Source organism: Paractinoplanes abujensis (genome assembly GCF_014204895.1).
GTDB lineage: Bacteria > Actinomycetota > Actinomycetes > Mycobacteriales > Micromonosporaceae > Actinoplanes > Actinoplanes abujensis.
Genome location: NZ_JACHMF010000001.1, coordinates 5,695,055 through 5,710,318, shown reverse-complemented (window position 1 = coordinate 5,710,318; position 15,264 = coordinate 5,695,055). Strand labels below are relative to the sequence as shown.

Here is a 15,264-nt window from a genome sequence, read left to right as displayed (position 1 = left end):
CGTTCGGCCGGCGGGAGTCCGGCCTGGTCGTGCCAGGTCAGTTGCTTTGCAGGTTCTGACCGATGGTGAACATCGGCATGTAAAGACAGATCACCATTCCACCCACGATGGCGCCCATGACGAGCACCATGATCGGTTCGATCGAGGCGGTGAGGGATTCGGCAGCGCTGTCGACTTCCCTGTCATAGAAATCGGCAACCTTGTCCAGCATCTGACTGATTTGGCCGCTTTCTTCGCCGACTTCGATCATCTGCGTGACCATGGTCGGGAAGATCGTGTGGTGCCGGAGGGCCGAGGACATGGGCTGGCCGTCGCGCACGGCGGCCTGCACGTCCTTCATGGCCACGTTGATGACTTCGTTGCCGGTGGTCTCACCGACCACGGTCAGCGCCTGCATCACCGGCACGCCGACGTTGAGCAGCAGGCCCAGATTGCGGGAGAAGCGGCTCATGGCGAGCTTGCGGAAGAGCGAGCCGAAGACCGGCAGGCGCACCTTGATCTTGTCGACCTTGAGCCGGAAGTCCGCGCTGGAGCGATGCTGGCGCCGGTAGAGGATCGCCGTCGTGATGCCCACGGCCAGGACGGACGGCCCGATCCAGTACATGTTGTTACTTGCGTCGACCAGGAACTGGGTGACCGCCGGCAGCTCGCCGCCGAGGTTCTTGAACATGTCCTCGAAGATCGGCACGATGAAGATGAGCACCGCGGCGATGAGGACGAAGGTGAACGACAGCACGATCGCCGGATAGGTCATCGCGCTCTTGATCTTGCCGCGGAGCGCGGTGTCCTTCTCCAGGGTCTCCGCGACCTGCTCGAGGGCGCGGTCGATCATGCCGCCGGTCTCACCGGCCCGGACCATCGCGATCACGAGGCGCGGGAAGATGCGGTCGTGCTTGGCCATCGAGCCGGACAGCGAGGCGCCCCCGGCCACGTCGGTGCGCACCTCGCCCAGCGCGCGCTTGAGCGGTGGCGAGGCGCACTGCTCCTCGAGGATCGCCAGCGATCGCAGCAGGGACATGCCGGACGCGGTCATGGTGGCGAACTGGCGCGAGAAGACGGCGAGATCCTTGAGCTTGACCCGGTTGCCGAGGCCCGGGAGCTTGATCTCCATGGACAGGCCCTTGCCGGTCTCGACCAGCTCCAGCGGGGTCTCGCCCCGCTGTTTCAGCAGATGGCCGGCCGCGGTCTCGTTCGGCGCCTCGACGGTGCCCTTGGCGCGATGACCGGCGCTGTCGATGCTGCTGTAGCGATAGACCTTGGTGGCCGGCATCGGATCACATCCGTCCCACGAGTCGCTTGAGCTCTTCCTGCGAGTGACAGATCTCGAGGGCGGCCTGCAGCGTCACGACCTGCTCGCGGACCTTCTCGGCCAGGTGCTGGTCGAACGCGAGCATGCCGTCGCCCGCACCCGCCTGCATGAACGAGGGGATCTGGTGCGACTTGCCCTCGCGGATCAGGCTGCGGATGGCCGGCGTGGCCGTGAGGATCTCGCAGATCACGGCCCGGCCCTTGTTGTCCGCGCGCGGCGCCAGCGCCTGGGTGACCACACCCTGCAGCGAGGCGGCCAGCTGGGCCCGGATCTGCAGCTGCTGGTGCGGCGGGAAGATGTCGATGACGCGGTCGATCGTCTGGGTGGCGCTCTGCGTGTGCAGCGTCGCCAGCACCAGGTGACCGGTCTCGGCGGCGGTCAGCGCGGTCGCCGTGGTCTCCAGGTCACGCAGCTCACCGACCAGGATGATGTCGGGGTCCTGGCGCAGCGCGTGCTTGAGCGCGCTGGCGAAGTCCTCGGTGTCCGAGCCGACCTCGCGCTGGTTGACCACGCTGCGCTTGTGCGGGTGGAGGAACTCGATCGGGTCCTCGATGGTGATGATGTGGTCGGCCCGGCTGCGGTTGGCCAGGTCGAGAATCGAGGCCAGGGTCGTGGTCTTGCCGGAACCGGTCGGGCCGGTCACCAGCACCAGGCCGCGCGGCAGGTGGGCGAACCGCGCCACCGAGTCGGGCATGCCCAGCTCGTCCAGCGGCTTGATCTCGTGGGGGATGGCCCGGAAGACCGCGCCGCACGAGTTGCGCTGGATATAGAGGTTGCCGCGGAACCGGGAGACGCCCACGATGCTGTGCGCGAAGTCGAGCTCGGAGGTGTCCTGGAACGTCTGCCACTGCTCGGCCGAGACGGCGGCCCGGGCCAGCAGCGCGGTGTCGGCCGAGTTCAAGTTGCCGTAGCCGGGGATGGGCCGCAACCCGCCGTTGACCCGGATCATGGGCGGCGTGCCGACGGTCAGATGCAGGTCGGAGCCCTTCGACTCGACCAGGGTGACGAGCATCTGGTTGAGCACGGCCAGGTCACCCGGCGCGGGAGCGGCCGGCTGGGGCGCCGCCACCTGCTGCTGAGGGACCATCTGGTCGGTCTGATACATCGTCACCGGCTATCCGATCGTCGGTTTTTGGACGCCACTTAAATTCGGCACCGGCGCGGGCCTGTTTAGGGGCTCTTCCCGCGTTTTCGAGCGGTCTTTTCCCGTACGCAGTAACGTCCTTAGATCGCGACGCGAGAGACCTCACGCACCGAGGTCAGCCCACCCGTCGCCTTGGCCAGCCCGTCCGCGCGCAGGTCGTACATGCCCTGGTAGAGCGCCACCTCGCGGATCTCACCGGCCGAGGCCCGCCGGATGGTCAGCGCCTCGATCTCGGGCGAGATCGGCATCACCTCGTGCAGCGCGATCCGGCCCCGATAGCCCGTGTTGGCGCAGTTGCGGCAGCCCACCGGGCGGTACAGCGCCTCCGGCACGGCCAGGTCCTCGAAGGGCCAGCGCGCGCCGACCAGTTCCTCCTCGGTCGGGGCGTACGCCTCCTTGCACCAGTCGCACAGCCGCCGGGAGAGCCGCTGGGCCAGCACGCAGTCGAGCGACGAACCGACCAGGAACGGCTCGATGCCCATCTCGGTGAGACGGGTGACCGCGCCCGGGGCGTCGTTCGTGTGCAGCGTGGAGAGCACGAGGTGGCCGGTCAGCGACGCCTCGACGGCGATCTGCGCGGTGTGGCCGTCCCGGATCTCACCGATCAGCACGACGTCGGGGTCGGAGCGCAGGATGGCCGGCAGCACCGCCGCGAACGTCAGGCCGGCCTTGGCGTTGACCTGCACCTGGTTGACGCCGCGGAGCCGGTACTCGACCGGGTCCTCCACGGTGATCACGTTGACCTCGGGCTTGCTGATCCGGCCCAGGGTGGCGTAGAGCGTGGTCGACTTGCCGGAACCGGTCGGGCCGGTCACCAGCACCATGCCGTGCGGCTTGGTGAACGACCCCGAGAAGCGGTCGAGGTTGTGCTGGGTGAACCCGAGCTTCTCCATGTCGAGGTCGATGCCGCCGGTGTCGAGCACGCGCAGCACGAGCTTCTCGCCCCACACCGTGGGCAGCGTGGCCGTACGCAGGTCGACCGTGCGGTCGCGGATGAGCGCGGTGATGCGGCCGTTCTGCGGCACCCGCTTCTCGGTGATGTCGACACCCGACATGATCTTGATGCGGGACGTGAGGGCCGCCATCACGCCGCGCGGCACCAGGTCGACCTCGTGCAGCACGCCGTCGATGCGGTAACGGACCCGCATGTCGTCCTCGGTGGGCTCGAGGTGCAGGTCGGAGGCGCGGTTCATGACGGCCTGCTCGATCAGGCTGTTGACGTAGCGCACGATCGGCGCGTCGTCGGTGCTCGTGGCCTGCGCGGCCATGTCGTTCTGGGCGTCGGCCTCCGCGTCACCCAGGTCGCCCAGGTCGCTCGACTCACGCTGCAGCTTCTCGATGATCCGGCGGACCTCGCTGCGGGCCACCACCACCGGGCGCACGGTCATGCCGGTGGCGGCCCGTACGTCGTCCAGCGCGACGACGTCGCCGGGATCGGTGACGCCGACGACGAGCTCGCCGTCGGCCATCGAGATGCCGAGCACCCGGTGGCGCAGCACGACCGACAGCGGGATCTTCTTGAGCGCGGCCGGGTCGGGCGTGAAGCTGACCAGGTCGACCGTGTTGATGCCGAACGCGAGGGCTGCCGCCTGGGTCAGCTGCTCCTCGGTGACGACCTGATCGTTGATCAGGACCGCGCGCACGGACCGGCCGCTGCGCTGCGCTTCCCCCGCGGCCGCGTCGACGGCTTGCGGATCGATCCCGATCTGCTTGAGAGCGTCGAGCAGCGGGCGGAAGGTCTGGTCCATGACGTCCTTGGTCTAGGCAAAGCAGTGCTTGCCTATCCTTATCGGGCGTCTGGGACGAAACCTGAGATTCGCCGGGGTTATGACGTGGCCGACACCGGCTGCCGGAAGGTGCGGCGATAGGCCGTGGGCGCCACGCCGATGGCCGCCTGCAGGTGCTGCCGCAGCGCCGTCGCGCTGCCCAGGCCCGAGCGCCGGGCCACCGTCTCGACCCCCAGATCGGTCGACTCCAGCAGAACCTGAGCGTGGGCGATGCGCTGCCGCAGAATCCACTGCCGCGGGCTGGTGCCGGTCTCCTCGCGAAAACGCCTGGTGAAGGTGCGCACGCTCATCCGGGCGTGCTCGGCCATCTCCTCCAGGCCGACCGGCTCGGCCAGCCGGTCGAGCGCCCAGGCCCGGGTCGGCGCGGTGCCGGCGCCGTCCGGGTGCGGGACCGGGCGCTCGATGAACTGGGCCTGCCCGCCGTCACGCCAGGGCGGCAGCACGCAGCGCCGGGCCGCGCGGTTGGCCACCTCGGCGCCGTGATCACTGCGCACGATGTGCAGGCAGAGGTCGGCCCCGGCGCCCACCCCGGCCGAGGTGAGCACGTCACCGTCGTCCACGAAGAGCACGTCCAGATTCCACCTGACCTGCGGATAGAGCCGGCCGATGCGCTCACCCCAGAGCCAGTGGGTGGCGGCCGGGCGACCGTCGAGCAGGCCCGCCGCGGCCAGCACGGAGGCGCCCGTGCAGATCGAGACGATGCGCGCGCCACGGGTGGCCGCCTTGCGCAAAGCCTCCCGTACGTCGGCCCGCAGCGTGCCGTCGGTCACGGTGCTTCCGGCGTCCACTCCCGGCACGATCACCGTGTCGGCGATCTCGAGGGCGCTCAAGTCGTGATCGGGGACGACCGTGAACCCGGCCGTGCTGCGGACCGGGCCGGTGCCGCAGACCAGGATGGTGTAGAGCTTCTGCTTGTCGGCGCCGCGGGCCGCGTTGAACACCTGCGTGGCGGTGCCGAGGTCGAAAGCGACCACGCCATCGAGGGGCAGAACGGCGATCGTGTGGCCAGGCATGGCCCGATTCTTGCGCATGATGGCCTCCCGGCCACTCGTCCTGACGGCCGGAAGTTCGCAGAATCTGTACGTGACCAAGTACCGCATCCATCCCGCCTGGCTCGTGGCCGTCGTGGCGTTCGTCGCGCTCGTCGGGGCGGCCGGCTTCCGGGCCACCCCGTCCGTCATGATCCGGCCGCTGCACGACGAGTTCGGCTGGTCGCTCGGCACGATCTCGGCCGCCGTCTCGGTCAACCTGATGCTCTACGGCCTGACCGCGCCGTTCGCCGCGGCCCTGATGGAACGGTTCGGCATCCGCCGGGTCGTCATGGTCGCCCTGGTGCTGGTGGCCGCGGGTTCCGGCCTGACCGTGCTCATGCAGTCCAGCTGGCAGCTGATCCTGCTCTGGGGCGTGCTCGTCGGCCTCGGCACCGGCTCGATGGCGCTCGGCTTCGTCGCCACGATCACCGGCCGCTGGTTCGTCAAACACCGTGGCCTGGTCACCGGCGTGCTCACCGCGGGCGGCGCGGCCGGCAACCTGGTCTTCCTGCCGGTGCTGGCCACCCTCACGCAGAACACGGGCTGGCGGACCGCCGCCCTGACCGTCACCGCGGCCGCCCTGCTGGTCGTGCCGCTGGTCTGGTGGCGGCTGCGCGACCACCCGGCCGAACTGGGCATCGGCGCGCTGGGCGGCGAATACTCCGAACCCCAGCCGATCGCACCGGCCGGGGCGGCCCGCACCGCCCTGCGCGCCCTGCGGGAAGCCGCCCGGACCCGGCCGTTCTGGCTGCTGGCGGGCGGCTTCGCGATCTGCGGGGCCACCACCAACGGCCTGGTCGGCACCCACTTCATCCCGGCCGCGCACGACCACGGCATGACCGAGACGACCGCCGCCTCGCTGCTGGCCCTGGTCGGCGTCTTCGACATCGCAGGCACCATCGCCTCGGGCTGGCTGACCGACCGGGTCGACAGCCGCATCCTGCTCGGCGCCTACTACTTCCTGCGCGGGCTGTCGCTGCTGATCCTGCCGTCGCTGTTCGCCGCTACCGCGCACCCCAGCATGCTGGTCTTCATCCTGTTCTACGGGCTGGACTGGGTGGCCACCGTGCCGCCCACGGTCACGCTGTGCCGCGAATACTTCGGCTCGCAAGGTGCGGTGGTCTTCGGCTGGGTCTTCGCCGCCCACCAGATCGGCGCGGCCGGGGCGGCCACCGCGGCCGGGCTGGTGCGCGATCAGCTGGGGGCGTACACATGGGCCTGGTATGGGGCCGGGGCCCTGGCTGTGCTGGCCAGCCTGCTGAGTCTGATGCTTTTCGCGGGCAAGCGGCTCAAGCCGGTCGCGCCGGGCATCGGGCTGGTTCCGGCCAAAGCTTAGGGCTCTGACCGTACGGCGTCCTCGGGCACGAACTGGCCGACTGTCTGTGGTCGGTGCTCGTGCTGGCCCACCGCTACGACGTCGACCTGCCCGCGGAGTTCGCCCGCATGACGGCCGAGATCGAGCGGCACCTCAGTCTGCGGGAGCAGCAGTAGCAGGCGGGCCCCCGTGCGTCCACGGGGTGTCGGCCGGGTCGGGGAAGGCGGCTCCGGGGCGGTACGCCTCGCTCAGCGTGGTCAGCAGCAACTGTTCGCCGACGGCGGGCACGCTGCCGGGTTCGGCTACGAGCTTGCGGCCCATCCCGCCCGAGAGTTCCAGCAGCACGTCGGAGCCACCGGCGGTCGGTGTCACCGAGATGACCTTGGCCTTCTGCGACGGGCGGGCCGGTGAGGTGAGGGTGGCCCCTGCTTCCACCCGTACGGGCTCGGTCGTCGCCACCATGATGCGCGGGCGCAGCACCGGTCGTTTACCCGTGTCGTCGATCCGGTCGGCCTTGGCCAGCGTGACCACCCCGCCGAAGGCCGCCCCGGTCAGCCGGTGCTCGGCCATCACCAGCGGGTCGTCGAAGGCCCGCTGCACCGCGTACCGGGCGGCCGCGTTCTCCAGCCGCTGCAGCCGGGCGGCCGCGGCCACCGCGCCGTCCCGCCGGGGCTGGGGCGTGCCGTCCTCCTCCAGGTGGGTGACGAAAGCCGAATACACGTCCCGGTCGCTGTCCCAGCGCGAAGCGACTCGCGCGCCCTCCGGCAGGGTCCGCAGCAGGGCGATCGACTCCCACATGCGGGACCAGGTCGGCATGAGCAGTTCGCGCAGCGCGTCGCCGAGCCGCGGCGACGATTCGGCGATCAGCGGCGCCAGCACCTTGTTGTCGAACTCGGGATCGGTCGCCGGCCCCGCCACCGGCCCCTGCTCGGCGGCCCGCGCGGCGTCGGCCCCGGCGGTGATCCAGGCGAAGAGCGATCCGAAGTGTGCGTCCTCGGCCGAGCTCTGCCCGGTGGCCCAGTGCAACCCCAGAGCCTGTACGGCGTTGGGCAGCAGCGCCGAGCCGGGCACCTCCGCGGAGGCCGCGAGGAACGTGAGCCACTGCCCGAGCAGCGGCACGATCGGCGGCACCGGGTGGTCGCCGTCCGTACGGCGGAACCGGGTGGACCGCCCGAGCAGCCGCAGGAAATCGACGCCGCCCGGGTTGGGCACCCAGACCTGCGGCGCGTCGACATACCGGTAGCGCACGTCGCGGCCCCGGTCGACGGGCACGGCCTCGGTGCCACCCGCGCCGAACGACGCCAGGTAGGGCACTATCGCGTCGGCCAGCTCGGCGGTGAACCGGAACCGCTCGTCCCGGTTGCGAGGCTGGTGCACCACCAGCAGCCGGGGCGCCGCCACGTCGGTGCCGAGCAGCGCGGCCAGCGGCGCGTTGGCCTCGCCCGCCATGGCCAGCGGGATCAGCACCAGCGGGCGGTCGTGAATGTGCAGGTGACGGACGGTGGCTACGGGCTGGGCGCGCCCGGCCGCGAACGCCTCGGCCCGGGCCAGCGCGACGAGCGTGCTCAAAGAGCCTCGTCCCGCAAGCGCCGGGCCGCGCGCAGCAGGGCCGCGGCCTCAGCCTGCTCGGGCGTGGGCGACCCCGAACCGGCGGCCAGCGCGAGCACCTCCTCGATCGTCTCGATCCCGCCCAGCGCGTCCCGCACCGGCCGGCCCAGCACGGCAGTGGTCCCCGCCGACTCGTGGCGGCAGTACACGGAGAGTTCACAGGCGGACAGGCACTCGGGGGCGTAGCGCGCCTCGACGGCGGTCAGCGCGTCGACGAGGACGGCGGCGGGCTGGGCCAGGTCGAAGGACAGTTCGGCCGGGAGGGAATCCACCAGGTCGGTCACGGAGGCGAGCCGCGACAACTGCCGCCGCAAGGTCGACAACTGCTTGCGCACGTCGAGCACGACAGCCACCGGCTGCAGCGAGAAGTTCTCGGGGCAGACCAGCACGACCTCGTGGCTGACGGCGTCGTCCCCGAGCAGCCGGCGCAGGGCCAGCACGTAGACGGCGGCCTGCACGGCGGCGGCCGACACCGCGGTGCCGTCGGCCTGCCCGTCGATGATCGCAAACGACTTGATCTCGACGACCTGCAGCTGCGTCCCGGTGCGGTGGGCGATCAGGTCAGGTTCGAGGAACACCGTCTGCCCCGCCACGTCGAGCGTCAGCAGCGGGTGGTCGATCAGCCCCGCCGACGCGCCCTGCAGCAGCGCGCGGGTGCGGGCGTGCCGCGCCGACAGCGTGCCGTCCTCATCGGCGCCCAGGTCCTCGTAACTTCCCACGTACGCCCCGAGGGTCGACCGCAGCAGCGCGCAGTCGTCCGCCTTGAGCATCGCCTCGAACGCGTTGCCGCGGGCCAGCGCGAACCGGGACTGCCCGAAACTGCCCGGGAACCCGATCCGTTCGGCCAGGCCCACCTTGTCGACGCCCGCCGCGTCCAGCACGGCCCGCCGGGTGCACCCGGGGTTGCCGGTCAGAGCGGCCACCGTACGGGCGTTGTGCCGTTTGCCCGGCGCCGGGCCGCGCAGCCGGTCGATCCGGTTCATGCGGGCCCGCGCTGGTGCGGCACCTGGGGCAGGCCGAACAGCTGCTGTGAGCGGGGCAGCGCCGCGGCCCGCGCGACGGCGGCGGCCCGCACGGGCTCCTCCGCGGCGAGCGCGCTCACCAGTTCCGGTGCGGCCAGGGCGGTCGCGGCGGCGTCGGTCAGGTCGGCCGCCTCGGGGCCGTGCGGCACCGTTTCGGCCAGCGAGCGCAGCAGGCGGTGGGCCGCGAGGCCGGGGCGCATCGCCACGAACCCGGCGACCCGGATGACCATGGCCAACGCGTCGGCGCGGCGGGCGGCAGGCGTGACGATCCGGCGGTCGAGCTCCCAGTCACCGAGTGCGATCAACCCCCGTACGGGGGAAAGGTCTTGATCGAGAGCCGCGCACAGGCCACTCGACCGGTCGCGCAGCAGGGCCGCCAGCGCCGGGACCGTGAGATCGCCGTCGAACAGGGCGGCGTGCACGTCGGCCACGAGCCGGGGCGAGGCGGGCGCGCCGAGCAGCAGCAAAGCGTGCCGTGCCTGCTCAGCAGTGCTGGGTAGCGTGCTCAGACCGTTCACCGGGCCGCTCTCCCTGGGGGGTCGGAGGGTTGCGGTTGACTCTAGATCTTCTTACATCACGTCGGCAATGTGTGGACGAGTCGCAACTTTCACTCCCGATAGCGATTAACCCTCGCATATCGGACGATCGGCGTCCTGCGCGCTACGTTCGGACTATGCCGAAGGCCATCTGGAACGACGAAGTGATCGCCGAGAGCGACGACACCGTGGTTGTCGAGGGAAGGCTCTACTTCCCGCGCGAGTCGCTGCGCGAGGACGTGCTGGCCCCCTCCGACACCCACACGGTCTGCCCCTGGAAGGGCAAGGCGTCGTATTACACGCTGACCTCGAACGGGCACACCACCCCCGACGCCGTCTGGTTCTATCCCGAGCCCAAGCCGGACGCCGGTGTGGTGCGCGACCGGGTCGCCTTCTGGAAGGACGTCCGGACCGAGGACTGAGTGGTGGCGGAGGCCCGTCACGCGATCCGCGGATGGGCCTCCTCGATCGTCTCCACCTCGAGATAGTCCAGCATGTCGCGCTGCTCCTCGACGTCGAGCGCCCCGAACGCCTCGTAGGCGACCGCGCGCGAGTGCTCCGTCTCGGCCGCCAGCAGCGCGATGATCCCCGACCAGGCCAGCGAGACCCGGTCGAACAGGCGGGCCCGCCGCAGCGAGGTCAGCCGGGTCAACATGGCCACCTTGGTCGCCGCGTCGTTGTCGAGGGCTATCCGGTCGGAGAGCTCGAAGAGTGCCTTCCCCCGGTACGGGTGCTCGGCCTCGACCATGCGGGCCAGCTCGGCGTTCGACATGCGGTCGACCGCCGGCGCCGGGCCGCGGCGCGGGAGCGAAGGCTTGTCAGCGGGCACGGCTGTCACGACCGCTCTCGAACCCGTTGCCCGGCGTCTGGTGCGGCAGGGTCGGCGTGTTCTGGAACGTGGGGAACGGCGGCGCGGCCGGCATGATCGGCGACGGCGGCTCCTCCTCGGCCTCGGTGGTCTGCTCGGCCAGGGCAGCCTGGGCTCGGCGCATGGTCCGCAGGATCTCGGCCGAAAGGGCCTCCCCGCTCAGCAGTTGCACCCGGTCGTCCAGGCGCAGATCGGTCACGACGCCGGTGCCGCCGACGGTCACGGTGACCACGCCGGCGTCGTCGGTCGCGGACGCGCTCAACGACGCGAGTCGATCCTCGAGATTTCCACTCGGCACTACTTCGTCCTCCGTTGCCGGCTTTTGGGCTCTTGGCGTCCTATGAGATCACGGTCGGGCCGGGGCCTGCCGGACACCCCGTCGGCCCCCACCGGCCGGTCACCCGACTTGACGACCACCGTAACCGTGACGCAACACATACCCAGTCGTGCAGAAGACTTAAGTGCACCGAAGCCTGACCGATCAAACGCGTCGGAGGTGCTTCATGGGGCATTTCGGCAAGACCCTGAACCGTGTGCGACGCGGCGTCGACATCGCCATGATCTTCGCGTCGCTGCTGGTGCTCGCCTGGCCCGTGCTGATCGAGCCGCTCGATCGGCAGAACGCCGGCCTGTGGGCCTGGGCGCTCGGGATCGCCGTCGTCGTGGCGATCGGCGCGGCCGTGGCCAAGGCGACCGAGCGCTGGCCCCTCGCGCAGTACGCCCCGGTCTCCGCGGCCCTGGTGATGGCGGCCGTTCACACCTGGCTGGGCGACTCCGGACCCCAGCTGATCTGGCTGATCCTGATCGTCACGGGCGTCATCCTGATCCGCCAGTTCCTCGGCTCGCACACCAACCAGGGTCTGATGCGCGATCTCACCCGGCAGCGCGCGATCCTGGCCCGGCAGGCCTTCCGCGACCCGCTGACCGGGCTCGGCAACCGCGCGATGTTCATGGACCACGCCAAGGACGCCCTGGACGACGCCGACAACACCTCGACCGCGGTGATCCTGTTCGACCTCGACGGCTTCAAAGGCATCAACGACACGTACGGCCACGCGGCCGGCGACGAGCTGCTGAAGATCACGGCTGACCGGCTGAACGCGAACGTGCGCGCCAACGACACGGTCTCCCGGCTCGGCGGCGACGAGTTCGTCGTGCTGCTGCCCCGCCTGGCCGACGACGAGATCGCCGACACGGTGGCCAGCCGGATCCTGCGCGACCTGCAGCAGCCGGTCGCCGTGGACGACCTCGTGCTGAGCGCGCGGGCCAGCGCGGGCATCTCGATCGCGCGCGGCGCCGAACACGACGTGGACTCGCTGCTGCGCGAGGCCGACGAGGCGCTGTACCACGCCAAGGACGACGGCAAAGGTGTCGTGCGCCGGTTCGACCCGGCCCGGTTCGCCGAGGTCGCGCAGCGCCGCCGGGACGAGAGCGATCTGCGCCGCGCGCTCGCCGAATGCCAGTTCGAGGTGCACTACCAGCCGATCGTCGACCTCGACGGCGAGCACACGGTGGGCGTCGAGGCGCTGGTGCGCTGGCGGCACCCGATCCGCGGCCTGCTGGCCCCGGGCGACTTCATCGACCTGACCGAGTCGCTCGGCCTCATGGACAACCTGGGCCTGTGGGTGCTGCGCGAGGCGTGCGTGCAGGCCGTCCAATGGCAGCGCGCGCACCCGGGCTTCAAGCTCAACGTCAACCTGTCGGCCACCCAGCTGGCCAGTCCCGAGCTGACCGAGGAGATCCGTACGGTGCTCACGGACACCGGCATGCCGGCCGATCTGCTCGTGCTCGAACTGACCGAGTCGGCCGCGCTGACCGACCTCACGGAGTCGGCCCGCGTGCTCGACTCGCTCAAGAGCCTCGGCGTCCGCATCGCGCTCGACGACTTCGGCACCGGCTTCTCGTCACTGAGCCACCTGGGCGCGCTGCCGGTCGACGTGGTGAAGATCGACAAGTCGTTCGTGCAGGCCATGCAGGAGACCACCGCGAACGGTTCGGTGGCCGAGGCGGTGCTGCACATCGCCCGCACGTTCAACCTGTCCCCGGTGGCCGAAGGGGTCGAGGACGAGGCCCAGGCGGCCATGCTGCGCGACCTGGCCTGCACCCAGGCCCAGGGCTACCACTTCGCCAAGCCGATGCCCGCGGCCGAACTGACCGGTCTGCTCAACCAGCAGGCGGCGGTCGTCCTACAACGGCGGTAGGTCGATGTCGGTCTCGAGCCGATCGCCCAGGGCCACCCGGGCCAGCACGGGATGCCCTTCCCCGTACGCCTTGGTGAGCGCCGCCGCCACCTGATGCCGGGCCTCGTCGTCCCCACCGGCCAGCACCGCGTTCCAGGCGCAGGCCAGCGTGTCGGGGTGCTCAGGCCCGCGGATCATGCGCGACCGCTGCCAGGTGTCACCCGCCAGCTGCTGCCCCTCCTGCCGCTCGCCCAGCCCGAACAGGTCGCCCGCGTAACCGTTGGCGCAGCTCATCGTGAACGGGTGATCGGGGCCGACGCTGCGCCGCAAACCGCTCAGCGCCTCCTCGTCGATGTTCCGGGCCTCCGCGAACCGGCCGGTCGCCCGGACCACCCCGGCCAGGGCGGCCGCCGCGGCCAGCGTGAACGGATGGTCGTCGCCGAGCACCGAGTGGTAGCGGGTCACCGCCCGTTCGAGCAGCTCGTGCGCGCGTTCGAAGTCCTCGGCCTCCCGTACGGCGTTGGCCAGCGAGACGACCGCGGCCAGAGTCTCGACGTGCAGGTCGCCGAAGCGCCGCCGGGTCAGCTCGACCACCGACTCGGCCCGCGGCACCGCCGACGGCAGTCCCCGGCGCCGGGTCGCCATCGCCCCGAACCGCGCCGCCCACAGAGCGAACGGGTGATCCTCGCCGACCGTGCCCGGCCGCACCCCGGCCAGCTCGGCCGCGGTCGCGTAGTCACCCAGCCCGAAAAGGTCGAAAGCCAGCTCGGCACGCGACGACAGGATCTCCGGATGCCCGTCGGCGAAGATCGCCTGGCGGTGCCGCAGCGTCTGCTCGTCGAGGGTGCGGGCGCCCCGGAAGTCGCCGAGCAGCCGCAGGTCGGCGGCGAGGTTGTTGGCGCAGCGGAGCGCGGTCGGGAAGCTCTCGCCGAACAGCCGGCGATAGCGCACCAGGTTGTCCGCGTCGAGCTGCCGGGCCTGCCCGAAGTGGCCGCGGATGCGCAGGTCCGCCCCCACGCTGTTGGCCGTGGCCAGGGTCGACTCGTCGTCGCCGCCGAGCGCCTCGCGCTGGGCCCGCAAGGTCTGCGCGTTGAGCGTCCGGGCCTCGTCGGTGCGCCCGACCGCCCGCAGCGCGTTACCCAGGTGGAACGAGGCCAGCAAGGTCTGCGGGTCGGTCTCACCCAGCAGCTCACGCCAGCGGGTCACGGCCGCCGCGGCCAGGTCACGGCTGGAGTCGTAGTCGCCGCGGGCGAAGTGGTAGCGCACGCAGTTGATGACCAGCTGGCGGATCTCCTCGGCGCCCGCCCCGAGCACATCGGAGTGAACCAGATGCGGGGTCAGCTCGGCGTAGCGCGAACGGGTCGAAGGGTCGTCCGGGTCGCCCGGGTCGGCCGCGGCCAGCGTGGCCCGCACCGTGCCGAGCAGCGCGGCGTGCCGCTCCGAACTGAGTTCCTGGCCCAGCATGCCGCGCACCAGCGGATGCACGAGCAGGTGTTCGCCCGGCGGGTCGAGCTCGGCCAGCCCGTACCGCCCGATCAGGCGCAGCGCCGCCTTGAGCCGCCGCTCGATCCGTACGGTGGGAGCCAGCTCGGGCGGCAGCGACAGCGTGCGGGCACCCCACAGCAGACGCCACGAGACCGGCGCACTGCTCAGGAAGGCGCACAGCTCCAGCAGCTCGAACGCGGCCGGCGAGACCGCTTTGAGCTCGTCGGCGGCCAGACCCCAAGCCACCCGTACGGGTGTGGGGAAGGCCAGCTCGGCGGTGCGCGCGTCGAAGCGCGCCAGATAATCGTCGACCGAACGCCCGGTGGCGGCCCGGACGGCAGCGGCCAGCTCCAGGGCCATCGGCACGTCACCCAGCCGCTCGGCCAGACGACCGGCGTCGGCCACGGTCAGCTCGGGAGCGCGGCGACGCAGCAGATCGACGCTGTCGGCCCGGTCGAAGACACCGACCGGCACGGCCTGGGCCACCTCGGCCGACCAGCGCGGGTTGCGGCTGGTCACCAGCACATGACCGGCGCCGCTGGGCAGATAAGGCTTGATGTCCTCGGGGCGGTTGGCGTCCTCGAAGACCACCAGCCAGTTGCGGAACGGCTCGCCCCGGCTCAACGTGTCGCGCACCGCGGCCAGCGTGCGGTTGATGTCGCCCGACTCCGGCAGCCCCAGCCGGTGGGCCAGCCCGATCAGCGCGGCCCGGGTGCCCGCGGCCTGCTCGGCCGGGATCCACCAGACCAGGTCGTAGGTTTCCGCGTAGCGGTAGGCGTATTCGGCGGCCAGCTGGGTACGGCCCGTACCGCCGAGCGGATGCTCCTCGCCCGGCAACAGCACCACCGGTCCGGTGCTCAGCCTCGTGCGGAGCTGGGCGAGCAGGTCCTCCCGCCCGACGAAACTCAAGTTGCGCGGCGGCAGACCGCCCAGAACCGGCACGCCACGCTCCTCACGTGTTTGATGATGCCGATTACCG

Annotated in this window: 13 protein-coding genes; 3 read left to right on the top strand and 10 right to left on the bottom strand. The window is 71.1% G+C overall.

Going from position 1 to position 15,264, the window contains the following annotated elements:
- Window positions 1-37: 37 nt before the first annotated feature.
- The 4 genes from BKA14_RS25980 to BKA14_RS25965 form a co-directional block, all read right to left on the bottom strand.
- Window positions 38-1,270: a type II secretion system F family protein gene (locus BKA14_RS25980; protein WP_184953465.1), complete on the bottom strand. Its 1,233-nt coding sequence runs from the start codon at window positions 1,268-1,270 to the stop codon at window positions 38-40.
- 4 nt (window positions 1,271-1,274) lie between these two features.
- On the bottom strand, window positions 1,275-2,414 hold the full coding sequence (locus BKA14_RS25975) for a type IV pilus twitching motility protein PilT (RefSeq protein ID WP_239093512.1): 1,140 nt from the start codon (window positions 2,412-2,414) through the stop codon (window positions 1,275-1,277).
- Window positions 2,415-2,533: 119 nt separating this feature from the next.
- The gene (locus BKA14_RS25970) at window positions 2,534-4,201 is read right to left on the bottom strand and encodes a GspE/PulE family protein (RefSeq protein WP_184953464.1); all 1,668 of its coding nucleotides are present in this window, start codon (window positions 4,199-4,201) and stop codon (window positions 2,534-2,536) included.
- Between the two features lie 77 nt (window positions 4,202-4,278).
- Window positions 4,279-5,253 (bottom strand): GlxA family transcriptional regulator, encoded by a 975-nt coding sequence (locus BKA14_RS25965; protein ID WP_239093509.1) that lies wholly within the window; start codon window positions 5,251-5,253, stop codon window positions 4,279-4,281.
- A gap of 70 nt (window positions 5,254-5,323) precedes the next feature.
- Here BKA14_RS25965 and BKA14_RS25960 point away from each other — a divergent pair, with 70 nt between their 5' ends.
- Entirely contained in the window at window positions 5,324-6,607 is a 1,284-nt protein-coding gene (locus tag BKA14_RS25960) for an MFS transporter (protein ID WP_239093507.1), read from the top strand.
- 132 nt (window positions 6,608-6,739) lie between these two features.
- Here the strand turns inward: BKA14_RS25960 and BKA14_RS25950 are convergent, their stop codons facing one another.
- Genes BKA14_RS25950 through BKA14_RS25940 form a run of 3 tightly spaced genes read right to left on the bottom strand, consistent with a single transcriptional unit; the run spans window position 6,740 to window position 9,734 of the window.
- Complete coding sequence (locus tag BKA14_RS25950; protein WP_184953462.1) at window positions 6,740-8,155, bottom strand: hypothetical protein; 1,416 nt, start codon at window positions 8,153-8,155, stop codon at window positions 6,740-6,742.
- Window positions 8,152-9,177, bottom strand: a complete 1,026-nt coding sequence (locus BKA14_RS25945) for a hypothetical protein (protein WP_184953461.1) — start codon at window positions 9,175-9,177, stop codon at window positions 8,152-8,154. The genes BKA14_RS25950 and BKA14_RS25945 overlap by 4 nt, the downstream gene beginning before the upstream one ends.
- On the bottom strand, window positions 9,174-9,734 hold the full coding sequence (locus BKA14_RS25940) for a hypothetical protein (RefSeq protein ID WP_184953460.1): 561 nt from the start codon (window positions 9,732-9,734) through the stop codon (window positions 9,174-9,176). The genes BKA14_RS25945 and BKA14_RS25940 overlap by 4 nt, the downstream gene beginning before the upstream one ends.
- A 155-nt stretch (window positions 9,735-9,889) precedes the next feature.
- On the opposite strand from BKA14_RS25940, the gene BKA14_RS25935 reads away from it, so the two are divergent.
- Complete coding sequence (locus tag BKA14_RS25935; RefSeq protein WP_184953459.1) at window positions 9,890-10,174, top strand: DUF427 domain-containing protein; 285 nt, start codon at window positions 9,890-9,892, stop codon at window positions 10,172-10,174.
- Between the two features lie 17 nt (window positions 10,175-10,191).
- Here the strand turns inward: BKA14_RS25935 and BKA14_RS25930 are convergent, their stop codons facing one another.
- Together BKA14_RS25930 and BKA14_RS25925 are read right to left on the bottom strand one after the other, a co-directional pair.
- Window positions 10,192-10,524, bottom strand: a complete 333-nt coding sequence (locus BKA14_RS25930; protein WP_184953458.1) for a hypothetical protein — start codon at window positions 10,522-10,524, stop codon at window positions 10,192-10,194.
- 46 nt (window positions 10,525-10,570) lie between these two features.
- Entirely contained in the window at window positions 10,571-10,918 is a 348-nt protein-coding gene (locus tag BKA14_RS25925) for a YbaB/EbfC family nucleoid-associated protein (RefSeq protein ID WP_275412402.1), read from the bottom strand.
- A gap of 235 nt (window positions 10,919-11,153) precedes the next feature.
- Between BKA14_RS25925 and BKA14_RS25920 the strand changes: the two genes are divergently transcribed.
- Window positions 11,154-12,821, top strand: coding sequence for a putative bifunctional diguanylate cyclase/phosphodiesterase (locus BKA14_RS25920; RefSeq protein ID WP_239093505.1), 1,668 nt, complete (start codon window positions 11,154-11,156; stop codon window positions 12,819-12,821).
- Here the strand turns inward: BKA14_RS25920 and fxsT are convergent.
- A complete protein-coding gene (gene fxsT / locus BKA14_RS25915; RefSeq protein ID WP_184953455.1) occupies window positions 12,807-15,227 on the bottom strand; it encodes an FxSxx-COOH system tetratricopeptide repeat protein in 2,421 nt (806 codons plus the stop codon). The two genes, BKA14_RS25920 and fxsT, sit on opposite strands and share 15 nt — an antisense overlap.
- Window positions 15,228-15,264 lie beyond the last annotated feature (37 nt).

Bases quoted from the DNA above. Each gene is read 5' to 3' on its own strand.
- BKA14_RS25970 (WP_184953464.1), bottom strand. From the start codon at position 4,201: ATGGACCAGACCTTCCGCCCGCTGCTCGACGCTCTCAAGCAGATCGGG.
- BKA14_RS25965 (WP_239093509.1), bottom strand. From the start codon at position 5,253: ATGCCTGGCCACACGATCGCCGTTCTGCCCCTCGATGGCGTGGTCGCT.
- BKA14_RS25930 (WP_184953458.1), bottom strand. From the start codon at position 10,524: ATGTCGAACGCCGAGCTGGCCCGCATGGTCGAGGCCGAGCACCCGTAC.
- BKA14_RS25980 (WP_184953465.1), bottom strand. From the start codon at position 1,270: ATGCCGGCCACCAAGGTCTATCGCTACAGCAGCATCGACAGCGCCGGT.
- BKA14_RS25935 (WP_184953459.1), top strand. From the start codon at position 9,890: ATGCCGAAGGCCATCTGGAACGACGAAGTGATCGCCGAGAGCGACGAC.
- BKA14_RS25975 (WP_239093512.1), bottom strand. From the start codon at position 2,414: ATGTATCAGACCGACCAGATGGTCCCTCAGCAGCAGGTGGCGGCGCCC.
- BKA14_RS25945 (WP_184953461.1), bottom strand. From the start codon at position 9,177: ATGAACCGGATCGACCGGCTGCGCGGCCCGGCGCCGGGCAAACGGCAC.